This window comes from Halomonas sp. RT37 (assembly GCF_040070525.1).
Taxonomy (GTDB): domain Bacteria; phylum Pseudomonadota; class Gammaproteobacteria; order Pseudomonadales; family Halomonadaceae; genus Halomonas; species Halomonas litopenaei.
Genome location: NZ_CP098827.1, coordinates 1,640,469 through 1,659,684, shown reverse-complemented (window position 1 = coordinate 1,659,684; position 19,216 = coordinate 1,640,469). Strand labels below are relative to the sequence as shown.

Genomic DNA, 19,216 nt, shown 5'->3' with positions numbered 1-19,216 from the left:
CCCTGGAAGCCTAGGCGCCCTGGAAGCCCTGAAGCACCTTGGCCACATTGACGCCGATCTCTTCCACCGCGTAGCCGCCCTCCATCAGGATGACGCTGGGCAGGCCCAGGCTTGCCAGCCGACGCCCCATGTCGAGGAAGTCATCGCTCTTGAGGCGGAAGCTCGAGATGGGGTCGCCTTCGAAGGTATCGACACCCAGCGACACCACCAGAAGGCTTGCCTGCTTGTCGCTGATCTCGGCCAGGGCAAGCTCCAGGCGCTCGCGCCAGGTGGCATAGTCGGTACCAGGCGGCAGCGGATAGTTGACGTTGTAGCCAAGCCCCGGCCCCTCGCCCTTCTCGTCGGCGTGGCCGAGGTAGTAGGGAAAGCACTGATCCGGGTCGCCGTGGATCGACTGGGTCAGGACATCGTCACGGCCATAGAAGATCTGCTGGGTGCCGTTGCCGTGGTGGAAGTCGACGTCGAGGATCGCCACCCGAGCGTGACCATCGTCGAGCGCACGCTGGGCCACGATGGCCGCATTGTTGAAAAAGCAGTAGCCGCCGAACTGATCACTGGCGGCGTGATGACCCGGCGGGCGGCACAGGCCGAAGCTCGGCTGGCCGCTGGAAGCGGTGTGCTCGTAGGCCGACAGCGCCACATCCTTGCTGGCCATCGCCGCCTCGAAGGTGCCGGGGGAAATCGAGGTGTCGCCACCGAGGGCATAGTAACCAAGCTTGCCACCGACATGGCCGGGAATACGATCTTCACGCATGGTACGCGTCGGCCAGATGGTAGGGATGGCCTCGCCGCCGTGACCGGCGGCCTGCCATTCGTCCCAGCAGGTCGAGAGAAACTCGACGTAGGCTGCATCATGCACCGCCAGCACCGGCGCCAGGCCGTGCTCCCTCGGCGCGGCGACCGGTCCGACACCGCTGTCACGGAGCTGTGCGAGCACCAGGTCGACCCGCTCGGGGCACTCGAAGGGGGTCATCAGCTGGCCATCGTGGAGTTCGGTCCTGGCACGACGCAGCTTGGTCGCTTCACTGTGGTACACCTGCATGCTTGCATTATTCCTTTTGTTGACCGGCGACGGGGTGACCGACAACGCCTTCAGCGCAAATCGGGCGAACGTATTGTGCCGCCGGGCCCATCAACAAGGGAAGCCCGGCGACTGGCGCCGGGCTTCATCATCAAAGGGCTTTTCTGTCAGGGCTGTTGTCAGAGCTTGCGTGTCCGAGGGCTTCTCAAGCGGTCGTGCGTGACGGTGGCTCAGCCCTGCCCCTCGAGCTGGCGTTCCAGTTCGCGACGCACGTTCTCGTCCAGCGACAGCGCGGTGCCCAGCTCGTCCAGCCAGGCACGCTCCATGGCATTCTGGTCGTCGATCACCGCGGCGCTGGCCAGGTACATCTCCCGCGCCGCCTGGGGCGAGTCGGCCTGACTGGCCAGGGCCTGGGCGTCCAGCGGTGCCTGGAGCTGACGCTCGACCCAGGCATGCAGCTCATCATCGGCCCCGAGCTGCTGAATCTGCTCGCTGATCAGGGCGCGCTCCTGGGCGTCGATGTGGCCGTCGGCCCGGGCCGCCATGATCACCGCCTGCAATACCTCCAGGCTACGCCGTTCCTGGGCCTCGCCGCCGAGCTCCTCCAGCGGAGCCCCTTCACCGGATTGAGCCCCCTGAGACGCGGGGGTGGCCTCGTCACCGCCACGGGACTTCTGCCAGGCCTTCCAGGCCAGCATGCCGACGCCGGCGATGGCGCCGTACTTGATCGCCTTGCCGCCCATGCTGCGGCCGCGCTTGGACCCCATCAGCATGCCTAGCGCACCGCCGCCGAGCAGGCTCTTCATGTCCATGCCGCCGCCACCGCTGGACGACGACGATCCCCCGGACAGCTGGGACGAGACGCTGTTGATCAGCCCCTGCACGTCGAAGCCGCCCTTTCCGGAAGACGAACCGCCGGAAGACGAACCGCTGGCCTGTTTCATCAGTTGGTCGAGCAGGTACTTGGCATTCATATCGCACTCCTCCTTGGTCGATGGTCATTGGAAAGCTCGACGACGGCGAGGTTCCCTGGATACGAGCCGCCATCTCGATTCAACCGCGGACAAGGGCCCATGGCGTCACCATAGACACTGGCACCAGCCTTGGCCTCCTGTTTTGTCCTCGCGGATCGAGTCCTCCTGAACGCAAGAACCCGCCAAGCGAACTTGACGGGTCCTTGTCCAGCGGCGCATCGCGCTGTCGGCTCAGATGTCGGCCCGGGATCAGCGTGCCATCTTCACCATCTGGCGGTTAACGAACTCATCCATGCCATCCTTGCCAAGCTCGCGGCCGAAGCCGGAGCGCTTGACGCCACCGAAGGGCAGCTCGGCTTCGCTGCCGGGCGGCTCGTTGATGTGGACCATGCCCACCTCCAGACGATTGGCCAGCTCGAGCGCTCCCTCGGGGTTGGAGGTCTGGATCACTGCACCCAGGCCATAGGGCGTGTCGTTGGCCAGGTCGATCGCGTCCTCCAGATCGGCGGCGCGGTAGACCACAGCCACCGGTCCGAACAGCTCCTCCTGGAAGATGCGCATGTCGCGGGTCACGCCGGTCAGCAGGGTCGGGGCGTACCAGGCGCCAGCGCGATCCAGGCGCTTGCCGCCGGTGACCAGGGTCGCGCCCTGGCGGATCGCGTCCTGGACCTGAGCATCCAGGTTGGTAAGCGCCTGCTCCGAGGACATCGGTCCCATCACGGTATCGTCCGCCATGGGATCACCGACCTTGATCTGCTCCACCGCCTCGCGGAAGGCCGCCAGGAAGTCATCGTAGACGGCGTCGTCGACGATGATCCGCTTGGCCGCGTTGCAGGCCTGACCGCAGTTGCCGAAACGTCCCTGCACCGCCTGCTTGACGGCCTGCTCCAGATCGGCGTCGGGCAGCACCAGGAAGGGGTCGGAGCCACCCAGCTCCAGCACCACCTTCTTGAGCTGGCGACCGGCCTGCTCGGCCACCGCCGCGCCGGCACGCTCTGAACCGGTCAGCGACACGCCCTGCACCCGCGGGTCGGCGATCAGCTCACCCACCTGCTCGTTGCTGGCGTAGAGGTTGGTGTAAAGCCCCTTGGGCGCCCCCGCCTCGGTGAAGATGTCCTCGATGGCCTTGGCCGACTCCGGACACTGGGGAGCGTGCTTGAGCAGGATGGTGTTGCCGTTGAGCACGTTGGGACCGGCAAAGCGCGCCACCTGATAGTAGGGGAAGTTCCAGGGCATGATGCCCAGCAGCACCCCGAGCCCCTGCTTGCGCACCTCGGCCTTGGCGCCGCCGGTGACGATGGGCTCCGGCTCCAGCCAGGCCGGGCCGTTGTCGGCGTAGTAGCGGTATATGTCCACCACCACCGACATTTCGCCCAGGGCCTGGGACTTCGGCTTGCCCATCTCGCGCACGATGATATCGGCGAGCTGGTCACGGCGCTGTTCGTGCAGGTCGGCGACCCGGTGCAGCAGCGCCGCACGCTCGGCGGGGGTGACGTCACGCCAGGCCAGATACGCCTGATGCGCCGACTCCACGGCCTTCAGAATCTCGCCGTCGCTGGCGTCGGGGTAGGTGGCTTCGACCTCTCCGGTCGCCGGGTTGGTAACCTTGTAATGGCTCATGGCTGTCTCTCCTTGCGGCATGGCTGTGCGACCAGCCTTCGCATGGCGAAGGCTCTCGGCAGATTCAGGGGGCTAAACAGCATAGCGCCGGCCCGCCACGGTGGACAGGAGGATTCGACCAGAGTTCGGCGTGGCTGCCGAACAAATTTCTCCCCGAGGCCTGTCGACGCTTCAGTGATTCCCGTCGCCACGCGCCGTTGCAAACTCCTCGGTGTCGATATCCGCCTGCTGGGCCTCGCTGTAACGCGCACCGACCACCTGGTCCGCCGTCATCATGGCGTTGATCAGCGCAAGCGTGCCGGCATCCAGCGTCAGCGCCTCGGCAGCCAGGTTCTCTTCCTGGTGGGTGGCTGTACGTGATCCGGGGATCGGTATCACGTCCGCCCCCTGCCCTCTCAGCCAGGCCAGCGCCAACTGGGCGGGGGTGCACTCGCGCTGGCGCGCCAGCGCCTCGAACTCGGCCAGCAGGGCAAGATTGCGCGGGTAGTTGTCGGCACTAAAGCGCGGCATGCCTCGGCGCATGTCGGCCTCCTCGAGCCTGGCGGGGTCACGCAGGGTACCGGTCAGAAAGGCGCGGCCCAGCGGGCTGAACGCCACCAGCACGGTATTCGACTCACGGCAGGCGTCGAGTAACGCGATCTCGGGGTTGCGCGTCCACACCGAGTATTCCGACTGCACCGCCGCGATGGGATGCTCCTGCCGGGCCTGCCTGAGCGTCGCCGCCGACACCTCGGACAGCCCGACCCCACCGATCTTCCCTTCCTGCTCGAGTCGTCCCAGTTCTCCCACGCTCTCCTCGATCGGCACCTGACGATCCCGTCGATGCAGGTAGTAGAGATCCAGATGATCGGTCTTCAGTCGCGAAAGGCTCTGCTCGCATTGGCGGCGCAGCGTCTCAGGCCGCCCGTCGATGCGCTTGGCACCGATCTCCGGGTCGAAGGCCATGCCACACTTGCTGGCCAGGAAGACCTCTTCACGGCGACCGGCAAGCGCTTGCCCCACGACTCGCTCATTGGCCGTCTTGCCGTAGAGGGTGGCGGTATCGAAGTGGCGGTAGCCCACCTCGAAAGCGTGCTGCAACACCCTGACCGCCTCGGCTTCCGGCAACGGACTGCCATAGGCGTGGGACACGTTCATGCAGCCAAGGCCGATGGCTGGCGCCCGCAACCGCTCGAGCCGACGAAGGACGTCTGACATGCAATCTCCCGATCATGTTGATAAAAAACTGACAACCCACATCGAAACGACGGGATTTCCCCTTCTAAGCGTCATCGACAGCCACTACTATCGTATTAGCCTGATTCAGCATACCTGTTTAAGGCTACACCAGTATGCCCGTGAGACGGCCATCGCTTCTGGTAACCCCGGAAGCGATTCCCAGCACATAACGATAACCCCTAAAAAGGATAGACAACGCAGTGGACAACCTATCGATTGGCGTGGACATCGCCACCAGCCTGGCGATCCTTGGTGCCTTCGTGTCCTGGACGCTGGACAATCACCGTCAGCGGCGCATGGCTCGCGAGGTCGGCATCAATGACCAGGCCCGCGCCATCGCCGTGACCAAGGTCCAGGAAACCACCATCCAGCTGTCAAAAGACTTCAACAGCATGATCACCAACGCCGGCAAGATCGAACGACGCCTCAACCGGCTGTGGAAACAGGATGGTGTGGACGCGGTCCAGCGGCATATCGAGCAGAACGACGACTACCTGGAAGAGGTCGGCGAATACCTGCAGGCGTTCAAGGACGAGGTCTCGCGCTACTACGAGAGCTGCCACGTCCACAAGTACCTGCTGTTCCCGGTCCTCGGCAGCCTGCCCGAAGGCGACGGCATGGTCGCCAGCATCAAGAGCGACTTCGACGATATCGCCCGCTGCCATGACGAGATCAACTCAGGCTACGCCCACCTGCTGCGTGAACTGGAAGGCGCGGTCAAGATTGCCGACCGGCTCGCCAAGGTCGACGAGCAGGATCCCGAGCACGCCGCCCTGAAAAAGAAGCTGGTCAACGCCGTCAGCAGCATCGCCTACGACCCCGACTACAAGGAGTTCATCCACTACTTCATCCCCGACGGCCAGGAAGAAGCCTTCTACCGTGAGTACGACAATCGAGAGATCCAGGACCAGGAGCTGAGTGGCGTGGTCATCGGTAACCTTTACGGCACCCTGATCAAGCGCCCTGCCCGCGCTCAGGCCATGTGCCTGCTGCTGGCGCGCCAGTCGATCCAGCGCACCCGCACCGAATGCAAGGAGGTGCTGTGCTCACTGAGCGCCGTCGCCAGCGTGCTGCTGTCGCGCAACGAAGAATCCACTCTCTCGGCGGAGATCGCCAAACTCAAGTCCGATGACTACTTTGCCCTGGATCGCGAGATCCGCTAGGCAAGGCAGTATCCGCCTGGGCGAGGAAGAGCCGAGACGAGAAAGACAGGTAGGGGCGCCGAGCAAGGCGCTCCGCTGTGTAAACAGGAAGTTCCTGGTATCGCAGCGCGGGCGGCGCATCAGACCGGCGAATGCCACATCGAAGGGGCACCTCAATACCGACCCACAAATGCGGGAATAAGGAATACTCAGCGCAAGATAGCAGACACGGTTGTACCACCTCTTTGTACCACTGTTGTGCAACAGCGGGATCAATGAGGCAGAAGGTCCTGCAGGATCAAAGGCATGGCCTGAAATGGAGGCGGCCCCGACAGCCACATCCCGGCACACGCGTCCACCACTACCGTTGCTCCCTTCCGGGCCTGGCGGGGTTTGCGGTCTAGCGTTGCGGGAGGACCGACAGGGCCACCACAGCAAGGCGAGCTCGACAAAAAGGAAATGTCGACTGCCTGAAAACGTCACCGGGCAAGGCCTGAAAAATCAGCCTCTTGCTCAGGACGCGGGCACTATACCAAGGTCATGCCCGGGCCACAAGGGCAAACCCAGTAGACTTTGCCTCAACAGTCATGCAGCGCTCGAAATGTGAGACTTCTACACTGAAGCTGTATGGTGGAAGCACCTTAACGCCTGGGAGCTCATACTCACCAGGCGTCACTTTTTGAGGATGACGACCACGAACAACCAGCACCATTACGCCCACCAACGCCCATTCCAAGGAGGCGCTGCATGAACAAGGATCCCAACAAAGGCTACATCGCACTACTCGGCTGGAGCCTGAACGCCATCGAGGCCGCCGAGAATTTCGACCGTCGCTACGTTGTGGTGGCCCCGGACTGGGCCGAGGACTACTGCAAGCAGCACGATATCCCCTACGTCTCCTGGAACTTCGAACGGCTCAACGACCGCTCGCTGGAAATCGCCGAGACCCTGCGCGACATGGGCGTGGACGTGTCCATTCCACTGTTCGAGGAAACCGTGGAGTGGGCCGGAGCGATCAACTCAGTGCTACTCGACAACCCGCGCCTCTACGGCCAGTCGCTGCTGCTGCGTGACAAGGCCCTGATGAAGCGGCGTGCGCAGCTCGGCGGTATTCGCGTCGGCATCTTCGAGGAAGCCCACGACCACCAGGACGTCATCCGCTTCCTCAAGCGGGTCAACCAGACCCTGCTCAAGCTCGACGGTGACCCCAACGACCCGATCCACCTCAAGGCCTTCGACAAGGCTGGCTGCCTTGGACACCGGGTGATCCGTACCCCCGACGAAGTCGACACCATCCCGGAAGAGGAATTTCCGGTGCTGATGGAATCCCACCTGGATGGCTGGGAGTTCGCGGTGGAGGCCTGGATCCATGACGGCAAGATCGCCTTTCTCAACATCTCCGAGTACGTGACCCTGGGTTATTCGGTGTTCGTGCCGGCCTCGCCGGAGCTTGAGCGCTACCGCGAGCAGATCCGCGTGCAGATCGAGAAGCTGATCAAGGCCTTCGACATCGATTTCGGCCTGATCCACCCCGAGTACTTCGTCACCAGCGATGGCGAGATGTACTTCGGCGAAGTGGCCTATCGTCCGCCCGGCTTCAAGGTGTTCGAGCTGCTCGAGCGGGTCTATGGCTTCAACGCCTACCAGGCCAGCATGCTGGTGTTCGACCCCAAGACCACGCCCGAGGAAGTCGCCGAGTTCTTCCCGCGCGAAGTGGTCGACGCCAACGGCTTCGCCGGCTGTTTCGGGGTCTATCCGCGCCGCCGTGTGGTCAGCCGTCTGGAAATCCCGGAGTCGGTGGAAGACCACCCCTACTTCGAGTCACACGAGCTGACCGCGCCGCTGGAAGAGACCGTCACCAAGCGTACCGCCTTCGGTACCCACTGGGGCCTGGTCTACTTCAAGGGCGACGACGCCCATACCTTGCGCGACCTGTTGAAGGCACAGGAAGACGAGGACTACTACATCTAGGCCTGCCTGTTAAGCGCTGCCCCGTCGGGGCAGCGCCGCCGGATTGGCGACGCCGCCGCCCGAGCATGCGTATACTGGCGTCGTCCGCTCGACGTGACACGACTCGACCCCCTGATGTAGGGACTGCTGCCGGAACTCCTCCGGGAGCCAACTTCAGGACGACAAGGAGCCGGTGTGACCAACCCAGACACTCCATCCCCCGCGGATAACGACAAGCTTCGGGGCCTGCTGACCAAGCTGGACGACGCGATCGCCAGCCTTGGCGAGTCCCGGGAGTTCGCCAAGCCGGCCAAGCTGCCTCGGGTCATCGATACCTGCCGCCGTGTGCTGATGCAGCCAGGAGGCTGCGCGGAAATCGAGCAGCGCGCCGAAACCCTCGAACAGGCTGGCGCCTTTCTGGGATCGGACTGGGCCAGCCCGCATATTCTGATCCCCTCCCTGACCACCCAGTCGCTCAAGAGCGCCGACAGTTCGCTGGTGGTTATCGAGGCCTTGAGCGAGTTGCGTATGCTGGCAGTCGCCAAGGGACGCTATCGCCACCACCTCATTTCCGATGAGGGGGCCCACCACTACCTCACCCAGGTCATGGCGATCAATCTGCCGCTGCTGTTTTCCGCCCCGTCGGAGGCCGAGCGTGAGACCCAGGGCCGTCTGGCCGAGATTCCCCGCCAGCTGTTTCAGTACCTGGCCGAGCGCATCGGCTATGAACACGTCATCGACGAGCTGATCAGCGAGATCTGGCGGATCCTGCAGCAGCGCCCGATCCAGGTCGATCCGGTCAAGCAGATGATCACTCAGATCGCCCTGTGTCAGGCCAACCCCGAGATCGACCTGGGCGCCAGTGGCCAGGGCGCGGACCGCCTGGTCAGCTCGCTGTTTGGCCCGACCCAGGGCTGCCGTGAGGACCCCGGCATCGAGGTCTACCGCGAACGGCTAGCCAGCATGGACGCGAGAGGCCTACAGTACGAAGCCAGCGGTTTTGCCAGGGCGATGCACGACACCGGCCTGGTGTCGCCCTATCACCCGGTGCTGCTGCGCCACCTGCTCGACTTTGGTGACAACCTGCTGTCCGAGGCGCTGGGACTTTCTTCCACCGGCCGCGATTGCCTGCTGTGCTACTGCGATCTGGTCCACACCATGGTGCGCACTGCCATCTATCCAGAGACCGCCCAGGCTGTCTATGGACTGGCACTGACCCTGGAACGTGGCATCCTTTACCAGCCACCGGTGGCGCCGGCGCTGTGGCGGCAGCTTGGCCTCAAGCTATCCGACTGGTCCGAGGCGCGACTCCACGCCGCCTTCGGTGATGGCGTGTCCTACCGGGCCCGCCTGATGGAAGGTGTGCTGTGCATGCTGGGCCTTCCATTGGGGGTCGGCCAGGGCAACAACCCGACCTGCCAGTCGGCGCGAGCACTGTCCATGTGGGCCTACAACGACCCGGACTATCTGTTGCAGATGGTGGCCTGGGCCGCCCGCGACGACGAGATCCTGATGCACTTCGAAGGCCAGCCGATCTCGTCTCAGGAGAGCCTCTCCGGCGTCGCACAGACCCTGCCGCTGGACCTTGATCCAGTGTCGCTGCTGGTGGTGCCGCATCTGGACCGTATCTACGCCGAGATGGGGCGTCGCTGCCTGGGCCGTGAGGGAGACCCCCACCGCTGGGTCAACCCGGAATTCCATGGCTGGTGGGCAGGACGCGGGTTTCGTATCAATGTGGACGTGGCCACCGGCCAGCTCACCGACCTGGACACCTTCCTGCGCCATTTCTATGCGAGCTACCACCCCTACTACAACGGCAACCAGCCGCTGATCCACCCCCAACCCGCCGGCATCGCCGTCACCGACAGCGCCGGGCGCTTCATCGGCTGGCATGCCATCACCGTGTTGCGGGCCTCGCTGGATCCGTCGGGACAGATGCGCATCTACTTCTTCAACCCAAACAACGATAGCGGCCAGGACTGGGGCATGGGCGTGAAGGTCAGCACCTCCAGCCACGGCGAGCGCTTTGGCGAGGCCTCTCTGCCCTTCGAGCAGTTCGCCTCGCGTCTGTACATCTATCACTACGACCCGCTGGAGCACGGCGAACTGGCCCAGGTCGACCAGCAGGAACTCGACCGCGTCGTCGCCATGATTCAGGAAAGCTGGGGCGCCGACCGCATCCCGGCAGGTGGCCTACAGGCCGACGAGGGCGTCTAAAACGCCACTGGCCCGGACTTGAGGGGAAGAATGCTTCCTTCCGCCAAGTCCGGGCCAGTGCCCTTCCCTCTACCTGTGTAAACCTTTTTGAATCGTCGTCCAGACACAACAGACACCGAACACACGGTGTCAGAGGGTCTGCTACCCTCGCCGCCACCCGACTCGGCTTGCCGGGACTGCCGGTGCATGAATGTCTGGATTCGAGGTCTTCTACCTCATTAACGTCGCCATCATGCGCTTGCCACGTGCAATTCTCAGCTAGCCATTGCTGAAGGGTCGCTTGCCAGTCGACCATACATCGCCGAGTCAGAGACAATGCCGTTGACTTCCCAACGCTGCCTCAACAAGCCTTCTCGGGAAAACCCGAGTCTCTCAAGCGCGTTTGCAGAAGCCTGGTTGTCCGGATCGATTTCTGCCTCAATTCGCCGTAGCCCCAATGAATTGAAACCATACTGAATTAATGCCTCGCCAGCCTCACCAATGTAACCCTTTCCCCAAGCAGAACGACCCAACCCAAATCCGATCTCGGCACGCCTGGATTCCTTGTCATAGCTGAACAACATACATTTACCAGCCAGATCACCCGTAGACTTCAGATATACGCCAAGTACGAGCGATGTTTGACGTCGTATCGCATCATTACTCGCATTAATGAAGTCAATGGCGTCCTGAAGGGTTTTCCAAGGCGCAGTATTCCAATACCGCATAACCTCAGGATCAGAGAAAATTCCCAGCAGGCTTTCCGCGTCCTCAATCACTATAGGCCTAAGTACCAATCGTTCAGTTTCCACAACTGGAAAAAATAACTCTTTCGACATTCACCCCTCCACTTTTGCGTATAACGCTGAGCACAGCGACGCCACTTCAGTGGCAGCCAACGGCCCCGTACTGATGCGATTCGTTATGCAGTGATCTGTTGCACAAAGCCGGACTCATCCCGAACTCCAACTCGGTTGCCATCAGGATCACTGATATTGATGGTTCTTCCCCATGCACTCTCGGTAATAGAGGCTTCGATGCCCCATGACCTAATTTCCCTCAGCGCATCTTCCAGGTCATCAACGTTGAACCGCAACTTGAAACTGCACTCTTTTGGCGACTTGATTCCCTTCTTCGCCTTGCCCCCCTGTTCAACCATCAGGTATCCGCTTCCATACTCGAAACAGGATAGTTTAAAGTCATCCTCATTTTTTTCGAACAGTAGAGGAAGACCAAATAAGTCGCGATAAAAAGCAACGCAATCCGAATAGTTTTCGGAGTTCAGGATAATTCCGTAACGGGACACATTCGCGTACACAATTCCCCCTACTGCTTGACGTTTAGCGTACCGGCGAAATATGGAGCGCAGCGACAAAGCTTGCCCGCGTTCACGCAGTGGTTAGGCGAGTTTACTCCATATCGAAAAGATAACCGACATATCGACCACAACATGGAAGGAATGGGAAGTGTTCAACCTTCTTGCGGCTTCAGCCACTTGTCACACCGCAACTAAGCCTCATTAAATGCGTGCTCGCAGCTCAAACACTTAAAATTATCAAGAATATTCTCGTCTACTGCCCTACCCGTCATCGCTCCAGCCGTGGCACCTACTGTACCTCCTGCCAAGGCACCCGCGATAGCTCCCGCCACTGTTCCAATCGAGGCTCCCGCTGCCGCACCAAGAGGGCCAGCAATCACGCCAACTGCCGCACCTGCCTTTCCTCCTGCAGCAGCGCCAGCAACGGCGGTTGCCGCCCCACCGGCTGCTCCACCCATCCCCCCGATGGTAGCCCCGGCTCGCTTTCCATAATTCCGCTTGTCAATCTTTAAAGATCCACACTTTGGACACTGCATTGTCACTCTCCTTCTGCATAACGCCCAGCGTAACCGGTTGGCTTTTCAGCGTCACCGGAAAAGCCAGTCCGCGTTGATGCTATGGTTAGGCTCTTATTCATGAAGCCATGGCGCATAACTCAGACCTACCAACACTCCCTCGGGGCTCATAAACCTTGCAACTGTCTGCCCCCAGGGTTCAGTCCGGGATTCATGAACGAACTCCTGCCCCCTTTCCTTCAATTCTTTCACTGCCGCTTCCACTGCAGCTGCGTCCGCCAACTCAAATTCAATTGTAGCTGTCGGCTCAAGAACATGGTCAGGCCATTCCTCCTGCCCAAAACAAGATTGGGCCGCCATAGCGAGGGGCCATACCCCGAAATGATTCGCTCCTGGGAATTTATCCATGAAACGATAATCGTCCATCTTTTCTAGCGGCAGACCTAGCGCATCCTCATACAAGGACGTACTTGCCGCAGGGTCTTTGGTAATTGATGCAAAGCCTGCAATACACTTGATTTCCACTCAATTCCTCCGTGGCTCATGGAGCCTAACACCTGAACTCAGGGGCATTTGCGCTTTGCGATAGCAAGCGGGTGTCGGGTCAAACGTCCCCTGCAGCAACTGGTTAGGCCGCACCGGCTCAACCTTTGATGATTGTGAAAAGAAGCGCGACGATTCATCGGCGGCCTATTCTTCAACACGGCTCGTGGGGTCACGATCTTGGGTGTAGCGCCGGACAGATGGAAACGCCGGCAACCAAGACTCTCGACGGCTCGTCCAGAGTTCGTAGGTCGGGGTTAGTTGATCAGGAAAGTCCAGCGAACCTAGATTGACCTCGATTTCATCTGCGCTGCACGAATAGACCGATGAGCCGCATTGTGGGCAGAAATGACGCTCCTCATAGTTTCTGGTCTCGCCATCGATCATGACTGCGTCTCTGGGAAAAACGGCGGAAGCGTGAAAGAGGGCACCATGGTGCTTGCGGCAGTCAAGACAATGGCACAGGCCGACGCGATAAGGCTGGCCTGATGCCGTAATTCGAACGGCACCACATAGGCAACCACCGTTGTATGTGGCCATTCATTGCCTCCAGTGAGCAGTACGCATCCGTGCGGCCTAACGCGCTGCTAAGGGGTGAGCAACACAACACTGTAGCCGCCGCACACCATCTTAATCACTAAATTCGACGCATAGTAAAAATGCCACGCGTTGCGAATCCCTCTTAAGCAGTTTGTTAGCCGTAATTGCTAGGAAAGTATTCAGGTGCGTTTTTTTCAATACTAATCATTAGTTCGTGTGCTATTTGTCTCATACAAGCTAGTTCCGCACGTCCTTTAAATGTTTCTTCAACGCTACCAACACCAAAATTCCAGCCGAGAGAATTACGCCTAGATAAATCCATATAAGATTCTTCAAGCGATGGATCTACGTGAGCGCCGCCATCCGTATTAGCTACATTATTTACCAGTTCTCTACGTGAAAATGTTCTTCCTTGATTATCTTTGAGTACAGGTTCATTCCACCACTTGACAAACTCCACCTTTTTCGGGGGAATAGGACCGCCTCCCATTTGTACTAAAGGCGTATAAGAGCCACCGCTACCATTAATAGTACCACCAACCAAATTACACTCTGTGAGCAGGTTAGTCGAGCTTATAGGTCCAGCAGAATCAAAAAATCTTTTATTGCGTAATCCAAGTTGTTCAAGCAATGAACGGGATTGTCCATGATGATGTAAAAGTACTCGCAAACTTAAAGCTATATGCTTTCCTATAGCCTCAAGACCATCATCATAGCTTTTACAAGCATGTTGGAGTATTTGAAGCTGTTCTTTTAACTCGGCTTTTAAGTCGTCTTTGGAACGAGAAACCCTATTTTTTTTGACATAGTTACTTTATTAACCCTAGAGAGTATGCAGTTGACAATTATTAGACGGCTAACATTTTTAATCGTAGGCGTGCTCAAATTTTCCGCGACTGGTTCCGCAAAGTCCCCCGATTATCTACTTGAAATCCCACCGGCGGTTTCACTTCTCCGTCAATTCGCGAAATCTGAAAACGTGCATGCTCATTTTTTCCGATAACCGTGCCGCATATCGCTTCGACGCTTCTCTCTAATATCCTGTTTTTTCCGACAAAAACCTTGAGACTATGCTCACTAAGTGAGCACCCACTTTCAGCATTCCCTGCCGGCCCTCGGCGTGCAGCCAGATATACTGTGTATAAATCCATTTTAGTACGAGCGCTGCGGCCCCATCAGGAGACCCTTGCTGGCCTCCCCCACAGGGCAATCAGTCGTTGTAAATCAGGTGGCGGAGAGATAGCGGTGGAAAGCGGCGAGACAAACCGTTCGGGCACCCTACCGGGAGGACATGCCACCCGTGCAAGTCCCTTCCCTGAACATCACGGTGACGACGTCATCGCTCTCTGGCGGGGAAATATTACAAGTTGGGTAGGCTGGGACTGGGTGCTGCGCGTGGTGTGACATGACGTATTAGCAGCCAAGGTTGTGGCTTTGGCTTGTCACCTGATTCCGTCGTTCGATCAGCATTCCCTCGCCGTACTGCTTGTCACGCCGCCACTTGTCGCAACTCCGCACAGAACCTGACGCCTTGTGCAATCCTAAGTAAGCTTGTTGGTTTTTAGCATAGCCTGCGATCCTGGCCATTTCGACCGGAAGGTGGCGCTAAAACTGGATAGTCTCCCTACGGTGTGAGAGCCCAGGCGATGTTGAAAGGGGACGAGCGCTTACCATCGGCAAACGACAGGTTAGCGAGTAGTAACTGACGGGATGTGATGAAGGGTGGTGATAGCCGGCTCAAAGCGGTGGAGGCTGGTGTGCGCCCCCACAGGGGCCTCGCCGTGGCATAATGCGCCGGCATTTTCTGCTTGAACTCCAGACGGCCCGACCAAGGCGCCACAGGAACACCCCATGCCACGTCTCGACCAACTCCTCGTCAGCCAGGGCCTGGTTCGCTCTCGCACCCGCGCCCAGCGTTTGATCCGCCACGGCCGTGTCTCCCGCCGGGATGACGGCAAGGTTTTGACACGCCCCGGAGAGAAGTGCCCCGACGACCTCGCTCTGGTGGTCGCCGAGGACCCGGAGGAGCGCTACGTTTCCCGCGCCGGACTCAAGCTGGAGGCGGTGCTCTCGGCGCTGGAATTGTCACTGGACGGCCGCCTGGTACTGGATGTGGGCCAGTCCACCGGGGGCTTTACCGACTGCGCCCTGGCCGCCGGCGCGCGCCACGTCATCGGCATCGAGGTAGGCCACGGACAGCTCGACGATAGCCTGCGGGGCGACGCCCGCGTCAGTTGTCTGGAGGGGCTCAACGCACGCCACTTGAGTGACAGCCGCGAACTGGCGACGCTGATGGAGAAAATCGGTCGGCCGGAGGTGGCGGTGATGGACGTATCCTTTATCTCGCAGACGCTGATCCTGCCGGAATTGGCGACGCTGCTGGCACGGGACGCCCTGCTGCTGTCGCTGGTGAAGCCCCAGTTTGAGCTGGGGCCTGGTGCGGTGGATCAGCGAGGCGTGGTAAGCGACCCCCGCCGCTACGCCGAGGTCGAGCAACGCATCCGCGACTGCTGCGCCTCGGTCGGCTTCGAGATCCTGCACTGGCAGGAAAGTCCGATCCTCGGCGGCGATGGCAACCGCGAGTTTCTGCTACAGGCCCGCCGGCGCTAGCGATAGGCTGTGCGGCGGGCTATGCGACATGCCATGCAGCAGGCTAAGCAACGGGCCATGCAGCAGACCATGTAGCCTTTCGCCAGCGACCGCGGTCGGCCGCCCTTAGCGCCCGCCGGCGTCTCCGCCCCCATCGCTGCCGCCGCCATCCCCGATACCGACGTCACCCGGGTCACCCTTGGCCCCGGGGGGCGGGTGGCCTTCCTGAGGGTCGCCCTTGACCCGATGCACGCCCTTCCACACGTCGCGCTGCCCCGAGCGTCGAATGTGTACATCGAGCTGGTCGAAGGCGATACGGATGCCATGCTCGGAGAACATGTCGCCGATGCGGCCATTGAGCTCGTCGGTGGCCAGCAGTCGATCCCCCAGTGCATTCACGTAGATGCGCAACTCGTACTCCATGGTGCTGGCGGTGTAGGCCATGAAGTAGATCTCCGGGGGCGGATCGGACAGCACCCGCTCGTTCTCCTCGGCGGCCTGCTCTAGCAGGCGATGCACCAGGCTGCGATCGGCGTCGTGGCTGACCCCATACTTCAACGTCACCCGCGTCACACTGTCCGACAGTGACCAGTTGATCAGCTGGTCGGTGACGAAGGTCTTGTTGGGGATGATGATCTCCTTGCGATCGAAGTCGGTGACCGTGGTCGCGCGGATACGAATCCGGCTCACCGTACCGGTAAGGTTGCCCAGGGTAATGGTGTCGCCGATGCGTACAGGCCGCTCGAACAGGATGATCAGACCCGAGATGAAGTTGGCAAAGATCTCCTGAAGACCGAAACCGAGACCCACACCAAGAGCCGCTACCAGCCACTGCAACTTGGCCCATGACACCCCGAGTGCGCCCAGGGTCATCACCGTACCGGTGCCGACGATGGTGTAGGACAACAGCGAACTGATGGCGTAGGCGCTGCCCTGCTTGAGCTCCAGGCGCGACAGCACCATCACCTCGAGCAGACCCGGCAGGTTGCGCGCCAGCATCATGGTCACCCCGGCGATGAACAAGGCCACCAGCACGTCGCCGACACTCAGGTTGTCCTCAAGCGCCTCGCCACCCTCTCCGGTGGCGCCTTCCACCAGGGTGACGTTGTCGAGGTAGCCGATGACCCCGAGGAAATCGGTCCAGACCAGATACAGCAAGGCGGCGAAGCCGATGGTCAGCAGCAGCTTGGACAGCCTCAGCGACTGCTGGTTGACCTGCTCCATATCCAGCGGCGGCTCTTCGACGATATCGAGGCCACGGTCGTTGTCGTCCTGGGCCAGGGCTCGCCGGCGAGCCAGCGCACGACGATAGGCCAGGCGTCGGGCAGCCACCGCCAATCCGCGGACCACCGCTGCCTCGACCAGGATCCACACGCCCAGCAGGTACAACGAGATCACGAAGCGGCTGACCAGACTCAACGCCGAGTAGACGTAGCCATAAAGCACGGCACCACCCAGCACCACCGGCACCATCGCCAGCGCCAGCCCCAGCACCAGACGAAAGAGCTTCACCCCGAAGAAGGGGGTGTGGGCCATGATCAGCTTGCTGAGCGCCACGCTCATCCCAATCAGCCCCAGCAGCAACAGTCCGAGCCCCAGCGGGCGCTGGTTGAAGGTCACCGCAGCGTCCCTGGCAAGCGGCGCGATCAGCAGCACCGGCGCCATGCTGACGCCAAGCCACAAAAGCCACCAGCGTAGCTTGCCCACGTACTTGACCGGCCAGTGGAAATGACGTGTCGCCACGCCGTCGCTGACCAGCAGGCGACGCGACCAGGCGACCACGCCCCAGGCCAGTGAAAGCTGCAGTACCGAGTAGCCGACATCCGCTGCCACCTCGGAGCCACCGAGGGTCAACAGCAGGCCGAAGGCCACCAGGCACAGCGGTCCCGGTGCGGCCACCAGGGCGTTCAATGCCACCGCCTTGGGCGTATGCAGCTGAGAATCGTAGCGAAGTCGACCGATCTGGTCGTGCAGGGTGACCAGGCGACGCATGATCGCGCGCCTGAGCGCCAGCAGCAGCAACACCACCAGCAGTACCGGGACCGCTACCCAGGCACCAGGCCCCGGCCAGCGCCAGTTGTGAGGCAGGATCTGGCGCCACTCGCCTTCCCGCCACTCCATCATCAGGTTCTGGGGGATCTTCATCAGCCAGCCGAGATCGATGGGCCTGGCGTTAGCCACCCAGAACAGCTGTTCGTCGATGCTGGTGCGCAACTGCGCACTGATGTCGAGCAACTGCTGCTGGTTGAGCTGCATATCGATGGCAGCCGTGAGGATCTGACCGTAGGTGGGCTCTAGCTGGCTGATCAGCTCACGCCGAGAATTGAACAGCTGCACCAGCGGCTCCACCAGGGGCTCGGGCTCGTCCACCTCGGCCTGCGCCAACACCTCCCTTGCCAGTGCCTCCGGGGAGCGCAAGGCGTCGCGTTCGCTGTCGAGTTCGAACTGCGCCAGGCGTACATCGGCGATCTCGTCACGCAGGCCCGGCCGTGGCTGCACTTCGGGCAGCGATCCTCGCTGCTCACGCAGGATGCGCGACAACAGTACACTGCCGCGCACCGCCTCGATGTTCTGGGTCAGCCCCTGCTGCAGGCGACGCACCCGTTCGAGCTGGCGACGCACTTCGAGTCCGTCACGCACCAGATCGTTGGCTCGCGAGGTGGCGTTGAGCAAGTCCTTGGAGAGCTGACGGTTGGTGGTCTGGGCCGCCTGAATCACCGGATGCCGTGAGATGGCCTCTGGCTCATCGCGTACTGCCTCGGCGATGGCCCGCTCGGTCTGCTCGCGGCGCAGTCGATCGAGCCGACCCTGCAGCGCGGAGACCCAGGCCTCCTCGCTTGCCGCCTCCAGTTTCAACAGCGCGAGGCGCTGCTGCAGCACCTCACGCATACGTGTATTGGTATTGAGCTGACGCTGGTGCAGCTCGAGCTGAGCCTCGGCCAGAGCCTGGCGCGCCCGCGCCGCCACCCGCAAGGGGGCATCTTCCGGCACGTCACGACGATTGAGGTCTTCGAGCTTGACCCTCGCCTCATCCATCTCCCGATTGGCCTCGGTGATGGCCTGTTGCGCCCGCTCCGGCAGCGTCTGGGCCCCCAGCAACTGGCTCTGCACACTGGTCAGGGTATCCTGGGTCGACTGCAGCACTCGGGTGGCGTCGCTCAGGCGCTGCTCGACGGCCGGCATCTTCAGCCCCTCGAGCTCAGCTAGATTGTGCGACTCGCCTTCTTCACTCTGGCGCAGCGCTTCCTCAAGCGCCGCCAGCCGTTCGGGTGCCTCCTCGATACGCCGCTCTAGACTCTCCAGGTCACGCTCGACCTCGGCCAATTTCTCCACCGCATCGATCGCCTCGGACAGCGCATCGATCTCTTCCTGCGCCGTGGCGCTTGGCGGATCGCTGGCATTGGCGACGCGCTCGTCAAGGCGCGACTGCAGCTCTTGCTTGTCCGGCAGCCTCTTCTCGGGCGCTTCCTGGGCCACCACCGCAGATACCGACAGCAGAGACAGCAGCAACACCAGCAAGAGGGGGAGTATTCGGAACAACGAAGAAGGCGAGCTGGGCATCTTAAGAGAACTTCCTGTCGCAGCGTGGA

The 19,216-nt window shown here is 61.2% G+C and carries 14 protein-coding genes and 1 other RNA gene; 4 read left to right on the top strand and 11 right to left on the bottom strand.

Going from position 1 to position 19,216, the window contains the following annotated elements:
* Positions 1-10: 10 nt before the first annotated feature.
* The 4 genes from NFG58_RS07175 to NFG58_RS07160 all read right to left on the bottom strand — a co-directional run bounded on the left by NFG58_RS07175 (position 11) and on the right by NFG58_RS07160 (position 4,812).
* On the bottom strand, positions 11-1,042 hold the full coding sequence (locus NFG58_RS07175) for a histone deacetylase family protein (RefSeq protein ID WP_287164800.1): 1,032 nt from the start codon (positions 1,040-1,042) through the stop codon (positions 11-13).
* A 209-nt stretch (positions 1,043-1,251) separates the two neighbouring features.
* Positions 1,252-1,995, bottom strand: a complete 744-nt coding sequence (locus tag NFG58_RS07170) for a tellurite resistance TerB family protein (protein WP_287164799.1) — start codon at positions 1,993-1,995, stop codon at positions 1,252-1,254.
* Positions 1,996-2,244: 249 nt separating this feature from the next.
* A complete protein-coding gene (locus tag NFG58_RS07165) occupies positions 2,245-3,615 on the bottom strand; it encodes an NAD-dependent succinate-semialdehyde dehydrogenase (RefSeq protein ID WP_108132613.1) in 1,371 nt (456 codons plus the stop codon).
* 171 nt (positions 3,616-3,786) lie between these two features.
* On the bottom strand, positions 3,787-4,812 hold the full coding sequence (locus NFG58_RS07160; RefSeq protein ID WP_348827868.1) for an aldo/keto reductase: 1,026 nt from the start codon (positions 4,810-4,812) through the stop codon (positions 3,787-3,789).
* A gap of 221 nt (positions 4,813-5,033) precedes the next feature.
* Here NFG58_RS07160 and NFG58_RS07155 point away from each other — a divergent pair, with 221 nt between their 5' ends.
* On the top strand, positions 5,034-5,996 hold the full coding sequence (locus tag NFG58_RS07155; RefSeq protein WP_045993201.1) for a hypothetical protein: 963 nt from the start codon (positions 5,034-5,036) through the stop codon (positions 5,994-5,996).
* A gap of 305 nt (positions 5,997-6,301) precedes the next feature.
* Here the strand turns inward: NFG58_RS07155 and ffs are convergent.
* An RNA gene (gene ffs / locus NFG58_RS07150) (signal recognition particle sRNA small type) lies at positions 6,302-6,398 on the bottom strand.
* A gap of 324 nt (positions 6,399-6,722) precedes the next feature.
* Here ffs and NFG58_RS07145 point away from each other — a divergent pair.
* Together NFG58_RS07145 and NFG58_RS07140 are read left to right on the top strand one after the other, a co-directional pair.
* The gene (locus NFG58_RS07145) at positions 6,723-7,946 is read left to right on the top strand and encodes a carboxylate--amine ligase (RefSeq protein ID WP_045993197.1); all 1,224 of its coding nucleotides are present in this window, start codon (positions 6,723-6,725) and stop codon (positions 7,944-7,946) included.
* 174 nt (positions 7,947-8,120) lie between these two features.
* Positions 8,121-10,142 (top strand): hypothetical protein, encoded by a 2,022-nt coding sequence (locus NFG58_RS07140; RefSeq protein ID WP_348827867.1) that lies wholly within the window; start codon positions 8,121-8,123, stop codon positions 10,140-10,142.
* A gap of 254 nt (positions 10,143-10,396) precedes the next feature.
* Here the strand turns inward: NFG58_RS07140 and NFG58_RS07135 are convergent, their stop codons facing one another.
* The 5 genes from NFG58_RS07135 to NFG58_RS07115 all read right to left on the bottom strand — a co-directional run bounded on the left by NFG58_RS07135 (position 10,397) and on the right by NFG58_RS07115 (position 13,668).
* The gene (locus NFG58_RS07135) at positions 10,397-10,960 is read right to left on the bottom strand and encodes a GNAT family N-acetyltransferase (protein ID WP_124804318.1); all 564 of its coding nucleotides are present in this window, start codon (positions 10,958-10,960) and stop codon (positions 10,397-10,399) included.
* A gap of 83 nt (positions 10,961-11,043) precedes the next feature.
* Complete coding sequence (locus tag NFG58_RS07130; protein WP_253555907.1) at positions 11,044-11,496, bottom strand: VOC family protein; 453 nt, start codon at positions 11,494-11,496, stop codon at positions 11,044-11,046.
* Positions 11,497-12,068: 572 nt separating this feature from the next.
* The gene (locus NFG58_RS07125) at positions 12,069-12,479 is read right to left on the bottom strand and encodes a VOC family protein (protein WP_348815770.1); all 411 of its coding nucleotides are present in this window, start codon (positions 12,477-12,479) and stop codon (positions 12,069-12,071) included.
* 165 nt (positions 12,480-12,644) lie between these two features.
* Entirely contained in the window at positions 12,645-13,037 is a 393-nt protein-coding gene (locus NFG58_RS07120) for a GFA family protein (protein ID WP_348827866.1), read from the bottom strand.
* 154 nt (positions 13,038-13,191) lie between these two features.
* Positions 13,192-13,668 (bottom strand): hypothetical protein, encoded by a 477-nt coding sequence (locus NFG58_RS07115; RefSeq protein ID WP_348827865.1) that lies wholly within the window; start codon positions 13,666-13,668, stop codon positions 13,192-13,194.
* Between the two features lie 1,220 nt (positions 13,669-14,888).
* Between NFG58_RS07115 and NFG58_RS07110 the strand changes: the two genes are divergently transcribed.
* A complete protein-coding gene (locus tag NFG58_RS07110; RefSeq protein ID WP_348827864.1) occupies positions 14,889-15,647 on the top strand; it encodes a TlyA family RNA methyltransferase in 759 nt (252 codons plus the stop codon).
* 105 nt (positions 15,648-15,752) lie between these two features.
* Here NFG58_RS07110 and mscK read toward each other — a convergent pair whose 3' ends face one another.
* Positions 15,753-19,187, bottom strand: coding sequence for a mechanosensitive channel MscK (gene mscK, locus NFG58_RS07105; RefSeq protein WP_045993307.1), 3,435 nt, complete (start codon positions 19,185-19,187; stop codon positions 15,753-15,755).
* Positions 19,188-19,216: the final 29 nt, after the last annotated feature.